Origin of the sequence: Peribacillus sp. FSL K6-5616, assembly GCF_038008245.1 — a bacterium.
Taxonomy (GTDB): Bacteria; Bacillota; Bacilli; order Bacillales; family DSM-1321; genus Peribacillus; species Peribacillus frigoritolerans.
This window is the reverse complement of sequence record NZ_JBBOYT010000001.1, coordinates 678,741-695,047: the sequence shown is the minus strand read 5'-3', so window position 1 is coordinate 695,047 and position 16,307 is coordinate 678,741. Positions and strand designations below refer to the sequence as shown.

The window sequence follows — 16,307 nt, the reverse complement described above, 5'->3', positions numbered from 1 at the left end:
AGTGAGAAAGACTTATCCTGCCGAAATTGCCGCTATCCCTGGCAATGTTCTCTACTACCCTTCAGAGCTTGGAGATTTGGCAGAGATTGAATTAATTTATTTCGGACGGCATTCATGTCCTGCCATCGTCAAACAAAACCCGGCCGTCAATCAAACAATCGTGCTATCGAAAAGTCTTGCGGAATCTCTACTATTCGATCATACCGATATTCCCCTTCATTTATTCATATACGGCAAGAGCATCCATATCGGACCGCTTGTCGGAATCTTTTCCTCAGGCTTCACGGGCATTTCAAACAAACCTTTAGGGGAGAGATCTGAATTTTTCGCAAAGCTCCTTTCGCTTAGCAAGACCACAGGCTGTATTCCCTTTGTTTTTGGAGAGAATGTAATCAATTGGGATGAGGAGACAATCAAAGGCTATGTATTTGATAAAGATGACTGGAACATTTATGAATTTCCTTTTCCTAATGTCATCTATGACCGGTTACCAAATCGGTTGACGGAAAACCGTGATGGACCTAAAGAAGTGAAGCAGAAATTCCAAAAAATATATACCATACCATGGTATAACCCCGGATTTTTCAATAAATGGGATGTAAATGAAAGGTTATGCGCAGATGAGCGGGCATTGCCTTATTTGCCGGAAACGTATCCATTTCAATCCATATCCGTGGTGGAAACCCTTCTTTCCCATTACCGGCAAGTTTATATAAAGCCCATTCATGGCAGCCTCGGTCTAGGGATTCACCAAATTCTTTATGATAAGCATGAGAATGTTTACTATTGCCGCTATACAAACGAAGCAAAAGAAAATAAACTGCAACGGTTTTCGACATTGGAATCGATCGTTAAACACATTTTTCACGACCGCCCGCTCGAGAATCTGATCGTGCAGCAGGGCATCCCATTAATTCGATCTGAAAAACGTCCAGTGGATTTCCGGGTTCATACGAACAAGGACAGTAATGGAAAATGGCAGGTGACCGCGATTGCCGCAAAAATCGCCGGCGCCGGCAGCGTCACGACCCATATTAAAAGCGGGGGTGTCATCAAAACGGTTGCCGAACTGTTTGGAGATGACGATGAGGCGACAGAAGTCGAACGAAAGCTATCGGAAGCCGCACTGATTTTAAGTGACAGTATAGAAAAGAACTTGGACGGCATCATCGCAGAAATAGGATTTGATTTTGGATTGGATAAAAAAGGGCAGGTTTGGATGTTTGAAGCCAATTCCAAGCCTGGACGTTCCATCTTCTCCCATCCAAAACTCAAGGATTTCGAATTGCTGACCAGAAAGCTAAGCCTTGATTATGCCATTTATCTTACGGAACAGACGATTACAAAATCAATCAGAGTGCCGCAATGAACATTTTTTATGATATCCCCACTGAGAATTGGCACCACACTCATGAGAATGCGGAACTTTTCGCCGGCTCTGCCGAAGAAGAAATCAGCTATAAAAAGAACCATTCGAATCAACCTCTAATTCCAATCACAATGTTTCCGGGTAACCGGATGCTTACCATCGGAATTTTAACTGTTTCCAATCCCAAAAAGGAATCAGGTTTGGGTGGAAACCTGACCCTTTTTCGGGACTTATCATTATATTTATTGCAACATGGAATATTGGCGTATGTATTCACAGGAAATGCCCTTCATTCCGAGTCGATGAAAGGGTATCTTTTTTCCTCCATTTCAAACAAGTGGATTGAATGTAAGGTGCCCTTCCCTGACATCGTCTATAACCGTATCCCCTGGAGGAGCTATGAGGCGTCAGAGGAATTCCAACATCTTATCACAAATTTTAAAGATTACCGAATGACTCTATTCAACCCCTGTTTTATAGATAAATATGTGATGTTCGAAGCATTAACTGAAGATGGATCCCTCACCAACCACCTTCCGCCCACCATGGTCTTACGAAACAGCGGTTGCCTTGATTCTTTCCTGGAGACATACAGGCATATATACCTTAAGCCATGCAAAGGAAGCCAAGGGAAGGGCATTTATACCATTATCAAAAATGATGATGATACCCTATTGTTCAATAGCTTAAAGCATAGTGAGTCCTTCCCTGATTTTGCTTCCTTCTGGGATACAAAAAAAAGGGATTTATTAAAAAGGAGCTATCTTGCTCAACAGGCGATCATACCAAAAAAACTCTTTGGACATCGTTATGATTACCGGATTCTCGTCCATTATGAAAGAGGTTTTTATAAAGTGACCGGCAAAGCGGTAAGGATGTCGCAAACTCAGGAAATCACCACCCACACTCCCCGAGGCGGAAAGCTTTTTCCTTATCAGGACATTAAATCAAAAAACCTGGATCTAAAATTAGCGAATATCGCCCAAAAATGCGGAGAGATACTTTCAAAAAAGATCGGGTTTCTCGGAGAGTTTTCCATTGATATAGGGGAAGACGAATCAGGCTCGCTTTTCATATACGAAGTGAACTCAAAGCCGATGCAATTCGATGAAGAAGAAATTGAAACAAACAGGCTTTTGCATTTAAAAAATCTTTTCATTGAATTAACTTTTTCCAACCTGAAAAGAAAATAACACCTCCAGCTGCCGTTTTCCATTATAATCGAATGAGAAACAGTATATATGGAGGTAATACATATGATCACTCATTTTCAATGGGAACCATTGCATAAGAATCTGCCAGGATGGAAAATTTCCTTTTATTTCAACAAGCAGGCAATCAAAGCCTTGTATCATAAAGATGGATCCATCGAGTGGACAGCCAATCCGCCTTCCGAAACAGATGAAACTAAACTCAAAAGCATGATACATGATTTAATGATCTTCCATGTATATGAATGAAACCCCTTTACATTCATGAAATCGCTTAACAGAATAAAAAAAACTCCTTTGCCTAAACTAAAGAAAAGGCTAGGAGGGATTTCTTTTGGATAAAGAAAAAATGACATTTTTGAAGGATACCGAATATGATGGCAAGGACTCCGTTTACCTGGATATCGACCGTATCATCAATGAAGGAATGGCGGGCGGAAATGTGTATGAAGTCGTTAACCTTCAGAACATCGAAGAAGCACATGATTTTTATGATGAAACAGATCCCAATGTCAATAAATGAATAATGTGGGCTCTCTTATGGAGAGCTCTCTTTTATATCAGTCAGGCCGTTAAACGGATAGCATTCAACTAGTCCCATTCTCCCTCGCACTTAAAATATTTTCGTTTAATATCGATGTAATGATATGCTCTGAATCCCATTCATGCCCAGATATCTCGATAAGGGGATAGCGATTCGGTAAAACGACCTGCTGGATTTCATGAACGGTCAGCCCTTGAGAATGCAAGCGTAAAATTTCCCCTTGGAGGTTTTCCAGATAATCCAGTTTTTTTCGAAACATCTCCTTCCCATCAGGAACATGCCCAGCATGACAGCAAAACACTTCCCCGAAGTCATATTGAAGCAATCTTTTTATGGAATCGATGATCACCGGGACAGACTCTTCCCGTAAGACAAGCTTTGTTTTTGGGGTTACGAAAAGGTCTCCTGAAAAAAGCACGCCATTTTTGTGATTCAAATACACCATATGGTCCTTTGCATGACCTGGGGTAAAAATCGGCTCCCACGTTTGGGTACGGGAATGAATGGCCTTCCCTAGCGGCTCAGCTTTAAAGGCGTCTCTCTTTCCCCAGAAAATTTTGCGATATTCAGGATATTCAGCATCCTTTGCACAAACCTCAACCGACATCGGGTGAATGAAAAGAGGGACCTTTTTATGTTCCTTTATCCAGGCAGCGCCCCCCGTATGGTCTTCATGATAGTGAGTCAGGGCCACTGAGTCGAAGTCTGCGGATTCATAGAATGGAATAAGCTCTTCCAATAAAATCTGTGCGCCAGTATCTATCAATAGGCCATCCGTTAAAAAGACATACACACTCATCCCTCCCTTGTTCCCGCCAGGAGTCCCATGCACGCAAACCACATCATTTATCGTCTTGATCTCTATCATTCGGTTTCCTCCCCATCATTGTACAAAAATAGTTTTACCTTCCTTTTTTTAACTTTACTATAATAAATGTAGTACCACTTTACCTTTTTGACAAGGAAATATTGGAATAAATAGCCTCGAAGAAAATGCTTTTTCCATGAATCGTTTTAACGGACCGTACCAGATTTAATGACAAAAAAATAAAAGAAACGATTGACATTGCCGGATTTTACAAATAATATAGATTATATTATAAAACTTGAAATATTCTAAAATAATAATTTACTTATCAAGAGTGACGGAGGGATCAGGCCCTGTGATGTCCGGCAACCGCCCTTAGGGAACGGTGCCAATTCCTGCAGAATGATTGCATTCTGAAAGATAAGCCGAGATATGATTTCGCTGCCTCTTTCTGAATGATAGAGGCAGCTTTTTTAATTTTTAAGGGGGAAAGCTCATGATTGAAATCCGTTCAATCCGAAAGGAATACGTCTCGAAGAAAAACCGAGTTATCGGAGTGGATAACGTATCTTTGACCATTCAAACTGGTGAAATATATGGCATTGTCGGCTACAGCGGAGCTGGAAAAAGCTCATTACTCCGCTGCTTGAATTTGCTTGAACGTCCGACAGGTGGAAATATCATTATCGACGGCATTGATTTAACCTCTTTATCTAGCAAAGAGCTTCGTAAACAACGCCAAAAAATCGGAATGATATTCCAGCACTTTTCCCTGGTCAGTTCAAAAACCGTTTATGAAAATGTCGCTTTCGCCTTAAGGGCAGCGCATCGATCGAAGGACGCGACTAAGTTACGTGTATTGGAATTGTTGGAAATCGTAGGGCTCAGCGATAAGAAAGATGTCTATCCTGCACAGCTTAGCGGTGGACAGAAGCAACGGGTCGGCATAGCTCGCGCGTTAGCAAATGAACCCACTGTACTATTATGTGATGAAGCGACTTCAGCCCTTGATCCAACAACTACAAAAGCGATTTTACAGTTATTGAAAAAGATAAGCAGTGAGCTTGGTATCACCATCGTGTTGATTACACATGAAATGGAAGTGGTCAAAGAACTATGCCACCGAGTCGCCGTGATGCAGGATGGCCGGGTAATTGAAGAAGGACCCGTTTATGAAATATTTTCACAGCCCAAACAGGAATTAACGAAGCAATTCATTAGCAGTGTACTGGATTTCGAACTCCCTTCGCACTTGATTGATGAAAGTGAAGGGACGATTATTAAGATCCAATTCGAAGGGCAAACCGCCGGTGAGTCGATTCTTTCGGATACTCTCCAATCCCATGCAGTAAAGGGGAATATTTTACACGGTAAAATTGAGTATATCCAAGATGTTCCTTTAGGCATTTTAATCATCGAGTTAATTGGCGATGCCGTCCAAATTCATTCGGCATTGGAATATATAAAAAATCGTTCCAGTTCTGTGGAGGTGTTAAAACATGTCACTGCTTAATCCCATCGTCAATATTTTACCTGATCTTAATAAAGCCTTTCTTGAAACGATTTATATGGTCGGCGTTTCTCTTGCAGTAGCCCTGCTGATCGGTTTACCGCTTGGAGTATTGCTATTTACAACAACCAGGAATTTATTTTTTGAAAATGGCATCGTGAATCGATCTCTCGGTTTCGCAGTCAATATTGTTCGTTCAATCCCGTTCATCATTCTCTTGGTCGCCCTCCTTCCTTTAACGGACCTACTTACGGGATCGACGATAGGGCCAAGAGCAGCTTCTGTTTCCCTGTCCGTATCCGCAATCCCTTTTTTTGCAAGGATTGTTGAAACGGCATTACGTGAAATAGACAGAGGAGTGATTGAAGCAGCAATTGCCGTAGGTGCCACTCCATGGATGATCATTAAGGATGTACTTCTTCCAGAGGCAAAACCGGGAATCATTCAAGGACTGACATTAACGACCATTTCGCTAATCGGTTACTCAGCAATGGCTGGGACAATCGGCGGTGGCGGAATTGGCGACCTGGCAATCCGGTACGGATATTACCGATATGACAACACAGTCATGATCACGACGATCGTCGTTCTTATCTGCCTTGTGCAACTCATTCAAATGGTTGGTGACAAAGTTTCATACATAGTTAACAAGCAATAGGATCAATCATTTTTTTAAATGACTCAATACATTTCATTACTCAGGAGGAATTTCAAATGAAGAAAATAGCTTCGTTATTATCAGTCTGTGCACTTGCACTCGGCTTGGCAGCATGCGGGAGCGATGATGCATCCCCAAATACTGAAGACAAAAAAGAATTGAAGATCGGGGCGACTACCGGGCCGTACGCCGATATGGTTAAGGAGGCCATCAAACCAGGTCTGGAAGATCTCGGATACAAAATAGAAATCGTCGAATTCACCGACTATATCCAGCCGAATAAGTCGCTTGGCAACAACTCGATCGACGCCAACCTTTTCCAGCATAAAGTGTACATGGATAACTTCGCTAAAGAAAATGATTTAAAGCTTTCCGACCTTATCATAGTTCCAACAGCGCCAATGGGCATATATTCTAATAAGTATAATTCATTGAAAGAAGTGGAAGACGGTACATCCCTTGCAGTGCCCAATGATCCGGTTAACCTGGCACGTGCACTTAAAGTGCTGGTGGATGAAGGGTTGATTGAAGTCGATCCAAATGTCGACCCTTTAAAAGTATCTGAAAAGGATGTAACGAAAAATCCAAAAAACATCCAGCTAAAACCATTGGAATCCGCTCAGTTACCCCGCGCAACAGACAGCGTTGACCTATCGGCGGTCCCTGGCAACTTTGCTCTTGCAGCGAAAATGGACCTCAAGGATGCCCTAGTTTTGGAAAAAATGCCGGATATGTATCGAAACGTTGTTGCAGTGAATACAAAAGATGTAGACGCTCAATTTGCCAAGGATATTAAATCAGTAGTGGAATCCGACCAGTTTGAAAAAGTGATCGATGACAAATTTGCCGGATTCGGAAAACCAGACTGGATGGATTGATCAAATAATCAAGGCCTGCTTCCCCTTTACCGGGAACAGGCCTTTCATTAAGGAGAGCAAATATGAATACCTTACTGGAGGTCCGCAGCGGCCCCGCTTATTACGCCTGTAAAGCAAATGTCCTTGAAAACCTGGAAGTGAAACTGAGGAAAGGGAACATTCGTAAAGTGCTCGTTATTCATGGACGAAAATCTTGGGAAGTTACTGAACCCTTTTTTCCTTCCTTAGAACATATTGAGACGATCTTTTTAACATACGGCGGGGAATGCAGTGACCCGGAAATTGAACGCGTCAAGAAGGCTGCTCTTGAACATGGTGCAGATGCATTAATTGGCATTGGCGGCGGTAAGTTGCTCGACCTCGCCAAATCGGCCGGAAACTCGCTTCAAAAGGAAATCATCCTCATTCCAACCTTGGCTTCCACCTGCGCTGCCTGGACACCGTTGAGTGTCATTTATGATGATAATGGTTCATATGTCCGTTATGATATTCATGAAAAAAGCACTTGGATGTTATTGATCGAACCAGGAATTCTTCTTAATTCGCCGATTAACTATTTACGTGCTGGAATCGGCGATACATTGGCGAAATGGTACGAGGGCAATGCACTGGCCGAAAAGCTTGCCACCAAGTCCGTTTGTATTGAATTGGCCCATCTGGCCGCAAGGCAATGCCAGGAAGTTTTATTGACATATGGCGAGGAAGCCTTAGCTGATTTGGAAAAAGGGAAATGGACAGATGCGCTGCAGCGTGTAATTGAAACGAACATCATCACCAGTGGTCTTGTTGGCGGGTTTGGCGGCCAGTACTTGCGCGTTGCCGGTGCCCACTCCATTCATAATGGCATGACTTCCATCACGCAAGCGCATCATTTACTTCACGGGGAAAAAGTTGCATATGGCATTTTAGTCCAGCTTGTGCTAGAAGGGAAATTCTCGGAAATCAAACAATTGCTGCCCATCTACCAGGTGCTTAAATTGCCGATGACATGGCTTGATATTGGCCTGACTGTTGAACATAAGGCCGAACTTCAACAAATTGCAGCCCACTCTGTCAAAGAAGGTGAAGACATCCATCTTCTCTTCCCTGATATCAACAAGGAAAAAGTGGCAGCCGCCATGGAAAACCTTGAAATCCTCACAAACCATGCAAACCAATCCACGGACTAAAAAAGCAATGGGGTTTTTACCCCATCGCTTTTTTTTGATTCCTCTTTGTTTGTTTAAAATCATCCTTTTCACCAAGCATACATAATGTTCCGATAATACTTCAGTATAATAAAAGAAGGTATTACCTTACTGTCTGTTTCCATAATCCAAGAAGATCACTTTCATGTTGTCTGTGCATGCCTGCTTTTCTATCGGCAGATTCCGGACGGCCCTTTTCCCAATTCCATATATCTTCGAGAGTTTCTGATAGGGGACGGAATGTTAGTCCATTATTGATGGCTTGATCGTTGTCGACAGCCAAAAACCCATTCAAAGGTTCCTTACCTCCTGGTAAAGGGAATTCTTCCGGTATCCATAAAGGCATTTCTCCCCACGGCTCTACTTTATTGTCTTTTAAAAATTTTTCAGATACCCATGTAAGGGCAGCATCACTTCTTGTTACCTTTTTGCAGCCTTCAAGTATTTGCCCCATAGTCAGTGTGTAGTCTGGTCCAACGGCATTATACGTACCTGCCATGCCCTTTTCCATCATTTGGATGATCCAATGAGCCAAGTCCCTTGCATCGATAATTTGGATTGGACGTCCAGGGCGTCCAGGCGCTAAAACTTCTCCCCCTTCCGCTATTCTTTTAAGCCAGTACGGCAATCGGTCAGTGTAATCATATGGACCTACTATTTGCCCGGCACGAATTGACAAGACTTTCCCCGGCAGTTCTTTTTCAGCTGCTTTTTCGCTTAATGATTTTAACGGTCCATAATATTCACCGTATATCGGCCCAGCCGTTCCGCGGGTTATTTCTTCTGCTTTATCTTCATTTAGTGCATGAACCTCTCCATTTTCATCAATACCTGGTTCGGTTGGATCACTATAAACCGAGATGCTTGAAATATATGTATAATGTTTAACTTGATTAAGCAACCTGCAGGATTTCGATACAGTTCTAGGGATAAAGCCTGATGTATCAATTACTGCATCCCACTGTCTTCCTTTCAGCATTTCAAGATCCCCGTCGCGGTCCCCTTTTAACTGTTCTATTTCGGGAAAAACATAAGGGTCATTTCCACGATTAAAAAGTGTGACATCATGCCCCTTCTCTATTGCAGCTTTTGCTAAATATCGGCCTAAAAACCGTGTACCACCCAATATTAAAATGTTCATAAGATCTCCTCCTCTTTAACGATATTCCATAAAGCATACGCAATACCCTTTCCTGAAATTAATAATACTTGCAACTTTTCTTTGGTTTTCCCTTCTCGGAAAAACTAAAGATATCCTAATCTTTTGAACTTTATTCTTTTTCGCTATAATGATATGGAAAGGGAGAAAGAAGGTGGAACCGATGCTTGAAAATCTTAAACAAAAATTCCCGAACGCTCTTACCAATAAAAAGGATACTGATGATATTTCTAATTATGTTTGGTTCGAAGACTTCAGAAGTATACTTGGTATTCCCCGTTCAGAAATCACAGCAGAAGAAATCCGTTTATTGGAACTGCTTTTTGTTCCTTCCATAAACCCAAATAACCTCAATGCACATCCAGGCTCATCATGGAAAAATTTTTTATCCGAACCGAATGCACCATTGCCTTTAACGAGCTGGGAGAATGTTCGATTCCTTCATTTCAAGTTGACTCATGCTGATTTTTCCAACTCCGATTTTGAAGGGGCCTTCCTCGCTTTCGTTCCATCTGACGCAGCTATTATTTGGGAAAATGAAACGGCAGGCGTCTTAATTGAACCGGACAAGGATGAACCATTATCAAATAAAGAACTGATCGCCATTACTTCCACACTTGAAAGTGACTTTTATGTAAAGACCCGTATGTTCACCGGGCGCTTTCACCCTGTAGATCAAGACCTTCGCCATCACTGGACTCAGGAGAAAAAGTGTTTTGAAATGGCACAGGTGCATCTGCCGGATATAAAAGTGACTGATTTGGCAGACATCATCCCATACTCATTAATAAATGATCCATCCTTTAAGAATGCAAATTGGTTTATCAATGAAATTCTTGGCAAGACCAAGCAGGATACTGAGCTTATCAAAACGGTTAAAACGTATATCGAATGTAACTCCAATGCCACATTTGCCGCCAAACAGCTTTATATACATCGGAACAGCTTACAATACCGAATCGATAAATTCTCTGAAAAAACTGGTCTCGATATTAGAAACTTCCGTCATGCCCTTACTGCATACTTGATACTTTTACTGAATGATTAATTTCCAATGTAAGCACTTTTTTGTGCAATATGCCCATACTTTTTTCAAAACCTATAGCTTAGACTATAGCTAATTGGTACAAGTAATCTAAGAGTTTAAAAGGGGGATTTTTCATGGCAGAGTTAGTGTTAGATCATATATTCAAGATTTATGATAAAAAGGTGACGGCCGTTAAAGACTTCAACCTTCGTGTTGCCGATAAGGAATTCATCGTTTTTGTGGGACCTTCAGGTTGCGGTAAATCAACGACATTAAGGATGATTGCCGGACTGGAAGACATTTCCCAAGGGGATTTATACATAGACGGCAAGCGAGTCAATGATGTCCCCCCTAAAGATCGCGATATTGCGATGGTTTTCCAGAACTATGCCTTATATCCTCATATGTCTGTATTTGACAATATGGCATTCGGATTAAAGCTCAGGAAAACGCCAAAAGATGAAATCAAGCAAAGAGTAAATGAAGCGGCAAGGATTCTCGGACTTGAAGAGCTGCTAAACAGGAAACCTAAAGCGCTTTCAGGTGGTCAGCGCCAGCGTGTTGCACTTGGCCGCGCAATTGTAAGGGACGCAAAAGTTTTCTTGATGGATGAGCCATTATCCAATCTCGACGCAAAGCTGCGGGTTCAAATGCGTGCGGAAATAGCTAAACTGCATAAACGGCTCGACACCACAACGATATATGTCACACATGACCAAACAGAGGCAATGACCATGGCGACACGTCTTGTTGTAATGAAAGATGGTATCATCCAACAGGTCGGTGCTCCAAAGGATGTTTATGAGAAACCAATAAACGTGTTCGTCGGCGGCTTTATCGGATCGCCTGCCATGAACTTCTTTACCGGAACTTTAAAAGAAGGCACAATCAAAATAGGCGAACAAACGCTTGAAATACCTGAATTTAAGATGAAAATGCTACGTGATCAAGGATATGTCGGAAAAGAAGTAATCCTTGGCATCCGTCCGGAAGATTTCCATAATGAAGGAGCTTATTTCACGGAGTCCCCTAACACTACATTCACGACCCAAATTGATGTAGCCGAACTCATGGGCGCGGAGATCATGCTCTACTCCACTTTAGAGGGGCAGGACTTCGTTGCAAGGGTCGATGCCAATAACATTATCCAGGCAGGCGAAAAGATCGAACTTGCCCTCGACATGAATAAAGCGCACTTTTTTGATAAAGGGACCGAACATCGCATTTTAGTTGAAGAAGATGAACAGATGCAGGAAAGCATGAAGTTATCTGCCAATTAAACATGAAAAGACCCATTCATTATGGGTCTTTTTACGTTAAAATAAAGGGCGATTCATTCCTGGACCAATACCACTTCATCATGTCCGCATTCAGGGCATTTCATGAGATGGGGGCATTGCCCTTTTTGAAGGGATTGAGGGTATCCGTCGTTTTCTTTAAGGATGTCGATATCCATATAAGCACTGTAATCATCAGCATAATCCATGAATTTCCCTTTATCCTCAAGTTCACTGCCGCATTCCGGGCAATCTACATGAATTTTTCTTAGACCGTTGCAAAGCGGGCATATAGACATTGTTTTTCCTCCTGTTCCAGATACTTATGATTTCAGTATTTGTCGATTCCAGTATTTTAACACATGGAAACACCCTCCCTAATGGTAGAGGGAGGGTACTTCCATCCAATTATTTATTAACCATGTTAGCAGGATCGACCCATGCTTTGAATTCATCTTCCGTCAGGAACTCCAGTTTCAACGCCGCTTCTTTTAACGTCGAGTTGTCCTTGAAGGCAGTTTTGGCGATCTTGGCTGCTTTTTCATAACCGATATGCGGGTTCAATGCTGTTACCAGCATAAGGGAACGCTCTACATTTTCTTTGATCTTATCTTCATTTGCAGTGATGCCAACCGCACAATTATCGTTGAAGGAATGAATGCCTTCCGTCAATAATTTGACCGTTTGCAGGAAGTTATAGATGATGACTGGTTTGAACACATTCAATTCAAAGTTACCTTGGCTTGCTGCAAAGCCAATTGTAGCATCGTTACCCACGATTTGTGTCGCAATCATGGTAAGCGCTTCACTTTGGGTCGGATTGACTTTACCTGGCATGATGGAGCTGCCCGGCTCGTTTTCCGGAATGGCAATTTCTCCGATTCCGCTTCTCGGTCCACTTGCAAGCCATCTGACATCGTTCGCAATTTTCATTAAATCCGCCGCCAATGCTTTCAAAGCACCGTGTGCGTAGACGATTTCGTTATGGCTAGTCAATGCATGGAACTTATTATCAGATGTGACAAAAGGATATCCTGTATCCGCTGCAATTTGTTTGGCAGAAAGTCCCGGGAATTCTTTCTTTGTATTGATTCCGGTTCCTACAGCCGTTCCGCCTAGAGCAAGGTTCAATAGTTTTTGGCTGCTTTCCTCAATCATCGCCAAATCTTTATCGAGCATCGCTTTCCAACCGGAAATTTCTTGTCCTAATGTTAAGGGTGTAGCATCTTGAAGATGTGTCCGGCCGATTTTCACGACATCCCAAAATTCTTTTTCTTTTGTATCGAATGTATCACGAAGTGCTTTGATGGCAGGAACCAATTTTTCAGCCACTTCCATAAAGGCTGCAATATGCATGGCAGTCGGGAAAGTATCATTTGAGCTTTGTGCCTTGTTAACATCATCATTCGGGTGAAGGATTTCCGATTCACCATTTTCTTTTAACCATTCATTCCCTTTGTTAGCGACCACTTCATTCACATTCATATTACTTTGCGTACCGCTTCCCGTTTGCCAAACTACAAGCGGGAAATGTTCATCAAGCGTACCTTCAAGGATTTCGCCGCAAATCTTGACGATGGCGTTCTTTTTAACTTCGGAAAGATCACCAAGATCATAGTTCACCTTTGCAGCAGCTTGTTTAACATATGCAAATGCACGAACCAATTCAATCGGCATTTTTTCGTTACCGATTTTGAAATTGTTACGGCTTCTCTCAGTTTGTGCTCCCCAATATTTATCGGCAGGAACTTTCACTTCACCCATCGTATCTCGTTCGATTCTGTATTCCATGTGTTCTCCTCCTAAGTTTGCACTATTCATTGAAGAATTTTTGCATATGAAATGAATAATGTCGGATTATTCTTTCTCTCCATACATTGTACAAACTTTATTATTTTAAAGCAAAAATATCCCGCTGACCCTTTCCATATTTCTGAAAAATCCTAGGCCATTCATATTTAGATGAAAATTTGGATATTCTTTTTTGACACATAAAGTGTAGGCACCGCTAGGCTTCAATTGACCTGGCCATGAACACCAACACATCATCACTCCCAAAATGTCCTTGACAGTATTTTGTATATATAGTAAATTCAAAAGAAATTGAATAATCTAAACTCTTATCGAGAGAGGTAGAGGGAATGGCCCGATGACACCTCAGCAACCTTCATTTGTTTCAAACCAATGAAAAGGTGCTAATTCCACAAGTTTATGAACTTGGAAGATAAGAAGAATGACTCGTCACTATTTAATCAAAGTCTTCTTCTTAAAGAAGACTTTTTTTTATTTTATTTAACTCAAAGGAGCAGTGAAAACCATGTATAAACCTGAAACATATCTTGCTCAATTAGGAAATCGCAGTGAAACGGCGACAGGAACAGTCAATCCGCCGGTATACTTTTCAACAGCTTTTCGCCACGAAGGAATCGGTCAATCGACGGGATTCGACTACACAAGGACAGGTAACCCTACCCGCCAGCTATTGGAGCGATCCATCGCCGATCTGGAAAAAGGAGACCAAGGCTATGCCTGCAGTTCAGGAATGGCCGCCATCTCCACTATACTCGCCCTTTTTAAATCCGGGGATGCGTGGATTGTCAGTGAAGATCTTTATGGCGGTACATATCGGCTGTTAGAACAAGGTTTTAAAAAATGGGGATTGCAGTGTGACTATGTAAACACTTGTTGTTTGGAGGATATCGAAAAAGCCATCACTCCTCACACGAAAGCCATCTTCATCGAAACTCCCACTAACCCTCTTATGCAGCAAACGGATATTAGCGCCGTTGCCGCATTGGCTAAACGATATAATTTATTGCTAATCGTTGATAACACTTTTTACACGCCTCTTATTCAACAACCCATCTTGCTTGGAGCGGATATTGTGATCCACAGTGCAACCAAGTATCTCGGTGGTCATAATGATGTGCTCGCCGGACTGATCGTTGCTAGCGGCGCTGAATTATGTGATGCACTTGCCTTCCATCATAATGGCACTGGAGCTGTCTTGAGCCCATTTGATTCTTGGCTGTTGATGCGCGGAATGAAAACCCTGGCATTGCGGATGGAGCGTCATGAAAAGAATGCCAAGATACTTGTAGATTACTTATCGGAGCATGATTGTGTTACGGACGTATTGTATCCAGGCCGAGGCGGCATGATTTCTTTCCGCATCATTGATGAAGCGGCGGTCAACCCATTTTTACAATCGCTCTCATTAATTTCCTTTGCAGAAAGCCTTGGAGGGGTCGAAAGCTTCATCACCTATCCTGCCACACAAACACATGCCGATATACCGCTTGAAGTCAGAACGGCAAACGGGGTTTGTAATCGATTGCTCCGCTTCTCCGTTGGCATCGAGGATAGCGACGATTTGATTGGTGACTTGCAGCAAGCATTCGCACATGTAAAAAGGGAGGCACTACGATGACAGATCATGATTTTAGCTTTGAAACGAAATTACTTCATAATAAATATAAATTCGATCCAGTAACGGGCGGTGTGAGCGTCCCCATTCAGCATGCATCGACTTTCCATCAATCCGATATCGATCAATTCGGCAAATATGACTACAGCAGAAGCGGGAACCCAACTCGCGAGGCACTTGAAGATATCATTGCCGATCTAGAGGAAGGCACTCACGGCTTTGCCTTTTCATCAGGTATGGCTGCCATTTCAACAGCCTTCCTCCTATTGTCTGCCGGAGACCATATCGTCATTTCTGAAGATGTGTATGGCGGAACGTTCAGGATGGTCACAAGCGTATTGAACCGTTTCAATATTGAGCATACCTTCGTTGACATGACGGACCTTGAAAGTGTCAAAGCGGCGGTTCAGCCAAATACCAGGGCCATATACATTGAAACGCCTTCAAATCCGTTACTTAAAGTGACCGATATTCAAGCTGTATGTGATATCGCAAAAAAAGCCGGTGCCTTAAGTTTTGTTGATAATACATTCTTGACGCCCGCATTGCAAAAACCGCTGAATCTGGGCGCTGATGTTGTCCTTCATAGCGCGACGAAGTTTTTATCCGGACATAGTGATGTGGTAGCTGGGCTTGCGGTCGTGAAAGATCCGGAATTGGCGGCAAGACTCGGTTCGCTTCAAAACTCCTTTGGAGCGGTCCTTGGTGTCCAGGATGCCTGGCTCGTAATGAGAGGCTTGAAAACCTTGTCAGTTAGAATGGAACATTCACAAAAAGGGGCAGAAAAGATTGCAGCCTACTTAAATGAGCAGCCCTTGGTGAAAAAAGTGTATTATCCCGGCCTAGCCGATCATCCACAGCACGCCATCCAGAAAGGCCAGTCACTCGGAGCGGGGGCGGTCCTTTCATTTGAATTGGAAAGTGAGGAAATCTTCCGTTCCTTCGTGAACACTGTCGAGCTCCCTGTTTTTGCCGTAAGTCTGGGAGCGGTAGAATCCATATTATCCTACCCGGCCAAAATGTCCCATGCGGCCATGCCTGCTGATGAAAGGGAAAAGCGAGGCATCACGAATAGCTTGCTCCGCCTCTCTGTCGGACTGGAAAATCCGGACGATTTAATCAAGGACTTCGAAGCTGCCCTCGTCAATATTGCCAAAGGGGAAGCAATTGCTGCAAAATGATTTTAAAGTAGTGGGTGCCTCATATTTTATGGGCACCTTTTTTATTCCATCAATAAAAGAAAACCATCGAT

16 protein-coding genes and 2 riboswitches are annotated in these 16,307 nt (G+C 42.6%); of the genes, 12 read left to right on the top strand and 4 right to left on the bottom strand.

Going from position 1 to position 16,307, the window contains the following annotated elements:
* Position 1 precedes the first annotated feature (1 nt).
* From MHB45_RS03310 to MHB45_RS03295, 4 genes are all read left to right on the top strand, one after another.
* A complete protein-coding gene (locus MHB45_RS03310; RefSeq protein WP_048687401.1) occupies positions 2-1,369 on the top strand; it encodes a YheC/YheD family endospore coat-associated protein in 1,368 nt (455 codons plus the stop codon).
* Positions 1,366-2,562, top strand: a complete 1,197-nt coding sequence (locus MHB45_RS03305; protein WP_048687403.1) for a YheC/YheD family endospore coat-associated protein — start codon at positions 1,366-1,368, stop codon at positions 2,560-2,562. Before MHB45_RS03310 ends, MHB45_RS03305 begins: the two co-directional genes overlap by 4 nt.
* 63 nt (positions 2,563-2,625) lie before the next feature.
* Positions 2,626-2,829, top strand: coding sequence for a YheE family protein (locus MHB45_RS03300; protein ID WP_048687405.1), 204 nt, complete (start codon positions 2,626-2,628; stop codon positions 2,827-2,829).
* Positions 2,830-2,914: 85 nt separating this feature from the next.
* A complete protein-coding gene (locus MHB45_RS03295) occupies positions 2,915-3,103 on the top strand; it encodes a hypothetical protein (protein WP_340907359.1) in 189 nt (62 codons plus the stop codon).
* Between the two features lie 64 nt (positions 3,104-3,167).
* On the opposite strand, the gene MHB45_RS03290 is transcribed toward MHB45_RS03295, so the two are convergent.
* Entirely contained in the window at positions 3,168-3,992 is an 825-nt protein-coding gene (locus MHB45_RS03290; protein WP_340907358.1) for an MBL fold metallo-hydrolase, read from the bottom strand.
* A gap of 262 nt (positions 3,993-4,254) precedes the next feature.
* Positions 4,255-4,359: riboswitch (SAM riboswitch) on the top strand.
* A 69-nt stretch (positions 4,360-4,428) separates the two neighbouring features.
* Here MHB45_RS03290 and MHB45_RS03285 point away from each other — a divergent pair.
* The 4 genes from MHB45_RS03285 to MHB45_RS03270 all read left to right on the top strand — a co-directional run bounded on the left by MHB45_RS03285 (position 4,429) and on the right by MHB45_RS03270 (position 8,147).
* Positions 4,429-5,445, top strand: coding sequence for a methionine ABC transporter ATP-binding protein (locus MHB45_RS03285; protein WP_048687407.1), 1,017 nt, complete (start codon positions 4,429-4,431; stop codon positions 5,443-5,445).
* Positions 5,432-6,100 carry a methionine ABC transporter permease gene (locus tag MHB45_RS03280; protein ID WP_340907355.1) on the top strand — a complete coding sequence of 223 codons (669 nt, stop codon included), beginning with the start codon at positions 5,432-5,434 and terminating at the stop codon, positions 6,098-6,100. The genes MHB45_RS03285 and MHB45_RS03280 overlap by 14 nt, the downstream gene beginning before the upstream one ends.
* Positions 6,101-6,156: 56 nt before the next feature.
* Positions 6,157-6,978: a MetQ/NlpA family ABC transporter substrate-binding protein gene (locus MHB45_RS03275; RefSeq protein WP_048687410.1), complete on the top strand. Its 822-nt coding sequence runs from the start codon at positions 6,157-6,159 to the stop codon at positions 6,976-6,978.
* A 62-nt stretch (positions 6,979-7,040) separates the two neighbouring features.
* The gene (locus MHB45_RS03270) at positions 7,041-8,147 is read left to right on the top strand and encodes an iron-containing alcohol dehydrogenase family protein (protein WP_048687412.1); all 1,107 of its coding nucleotides are present in this window, start codon (positions 7,041-7,043) and stop codon (positions 8,145-8,147) included.
* A gap of 121 nt (positions 8,148-8,268) precedes the next feature.
* Here the strand turns inward: MHB45_RS03270 and MHB45_RS03265 are convergent, their stop codons facing one another.
* Entirely contained in the window at positions 8,269-9,306 is a 1,038-nt protein-coding gene (locus MHB45_RS03265; protein WP_072272538.1) for an NAD-dependent epimerase/dehydratase family protein, read from the bottom strand.
* A gap of 181 nt (positions 9,307-9,487) precedes the next feature.
* Between MHB45_RS03265 and MHB45_RS03260 the strand changes: the two genes are divergently transcribed.
* Positions 9,488-10,372 carry a PucR family transcriptional regulator gene (locus MHB45_RS03260; protein WP_340907352.1) on the top strand — a complete coding sequence of 295 codons (885 nt, stop codon included), beginning with the start codon at positions 9,488-9,490 and terminating at the stop codon, positions 10,370-10,372.
* A 113-nt stretch (positions 10,373-10,485) separates the two neighbouring features.
* Positions 10,486-11,631: an ABC transporter ATP-binding protein gene (locus MHB45_RS03255; RefSeq protein WP_340907350.1), complete on the top strand. Its 1,146-nt coding sequence runs from the start codon at positions 10,486-10,488 to the stop codon at positions 11,629-11,631.
* Positions 11,632-11,684: 53 nt separating this feature from the next.
* Here MHB45_RS03255 and MHB45_RS03250 read toward each other — a convergent pair whose 3' ends face one another.
* Complete coding sequence (locus MHB45_RS03250) at positions 11,685-11,927, bottom strand: hypothetical protein (protein WP_034314767.1); 243 nt, start codon at positions 11,925-11,927, stop codon at positions 11,685-11,687.
* 109 nt (positions 11,928-12,036) lie between these two features.
* Complete coding sequence (fumC, locus tag MHB45_RS03245; RefSeq protein WP_048687419.1) at positions 12,037-13,419, bottom strand: class II fumarate hydratase; 1,383 nt, start codon at positions 13,417-13,419, stop codon at positions 12,037-12,039.
* A 326-nt stretch (positions 13,420-13,745) separates the two neighbouring features.
* Positions 13,746-13,859, top strand: a riboswitch (SAM riboswitch).
* An 86-nt stretch (positions 13,860-13,945) separates the two neighbouring features.
* Between fumC and MHB45_RS03240 the strand changes: the two genes are divergently transcribed.
* Both MHB45_RS03240 and metC read left to right on the top strand, forming a co-directional pair.
* A complete protein-coding gene (locus MHB45_RS03240) occupies positions 13,946-15,058 on the top strand; it encodes a methionine biosynthesis PLP-dependent protein (RefSeq protein ID WP_034314771.1) in 1,113 nt (370 codons plus the stop codon).
* Entirely contained in the window at positions 15,055-16,236 is a 1,182-nt protein-coding gene (metC, locus tag MHB45_RS03235) for a cystathionine beta-lyase (RefSeq protein ID WP_048687422.1), read from the top strand. Before MHB45_RS03240 ends, metC begins: the two co-directional genes overlap by 4 nt.
* The last annotated feature ends 71 nt before the right edge of the window (positions 16,237-16,307 follow it).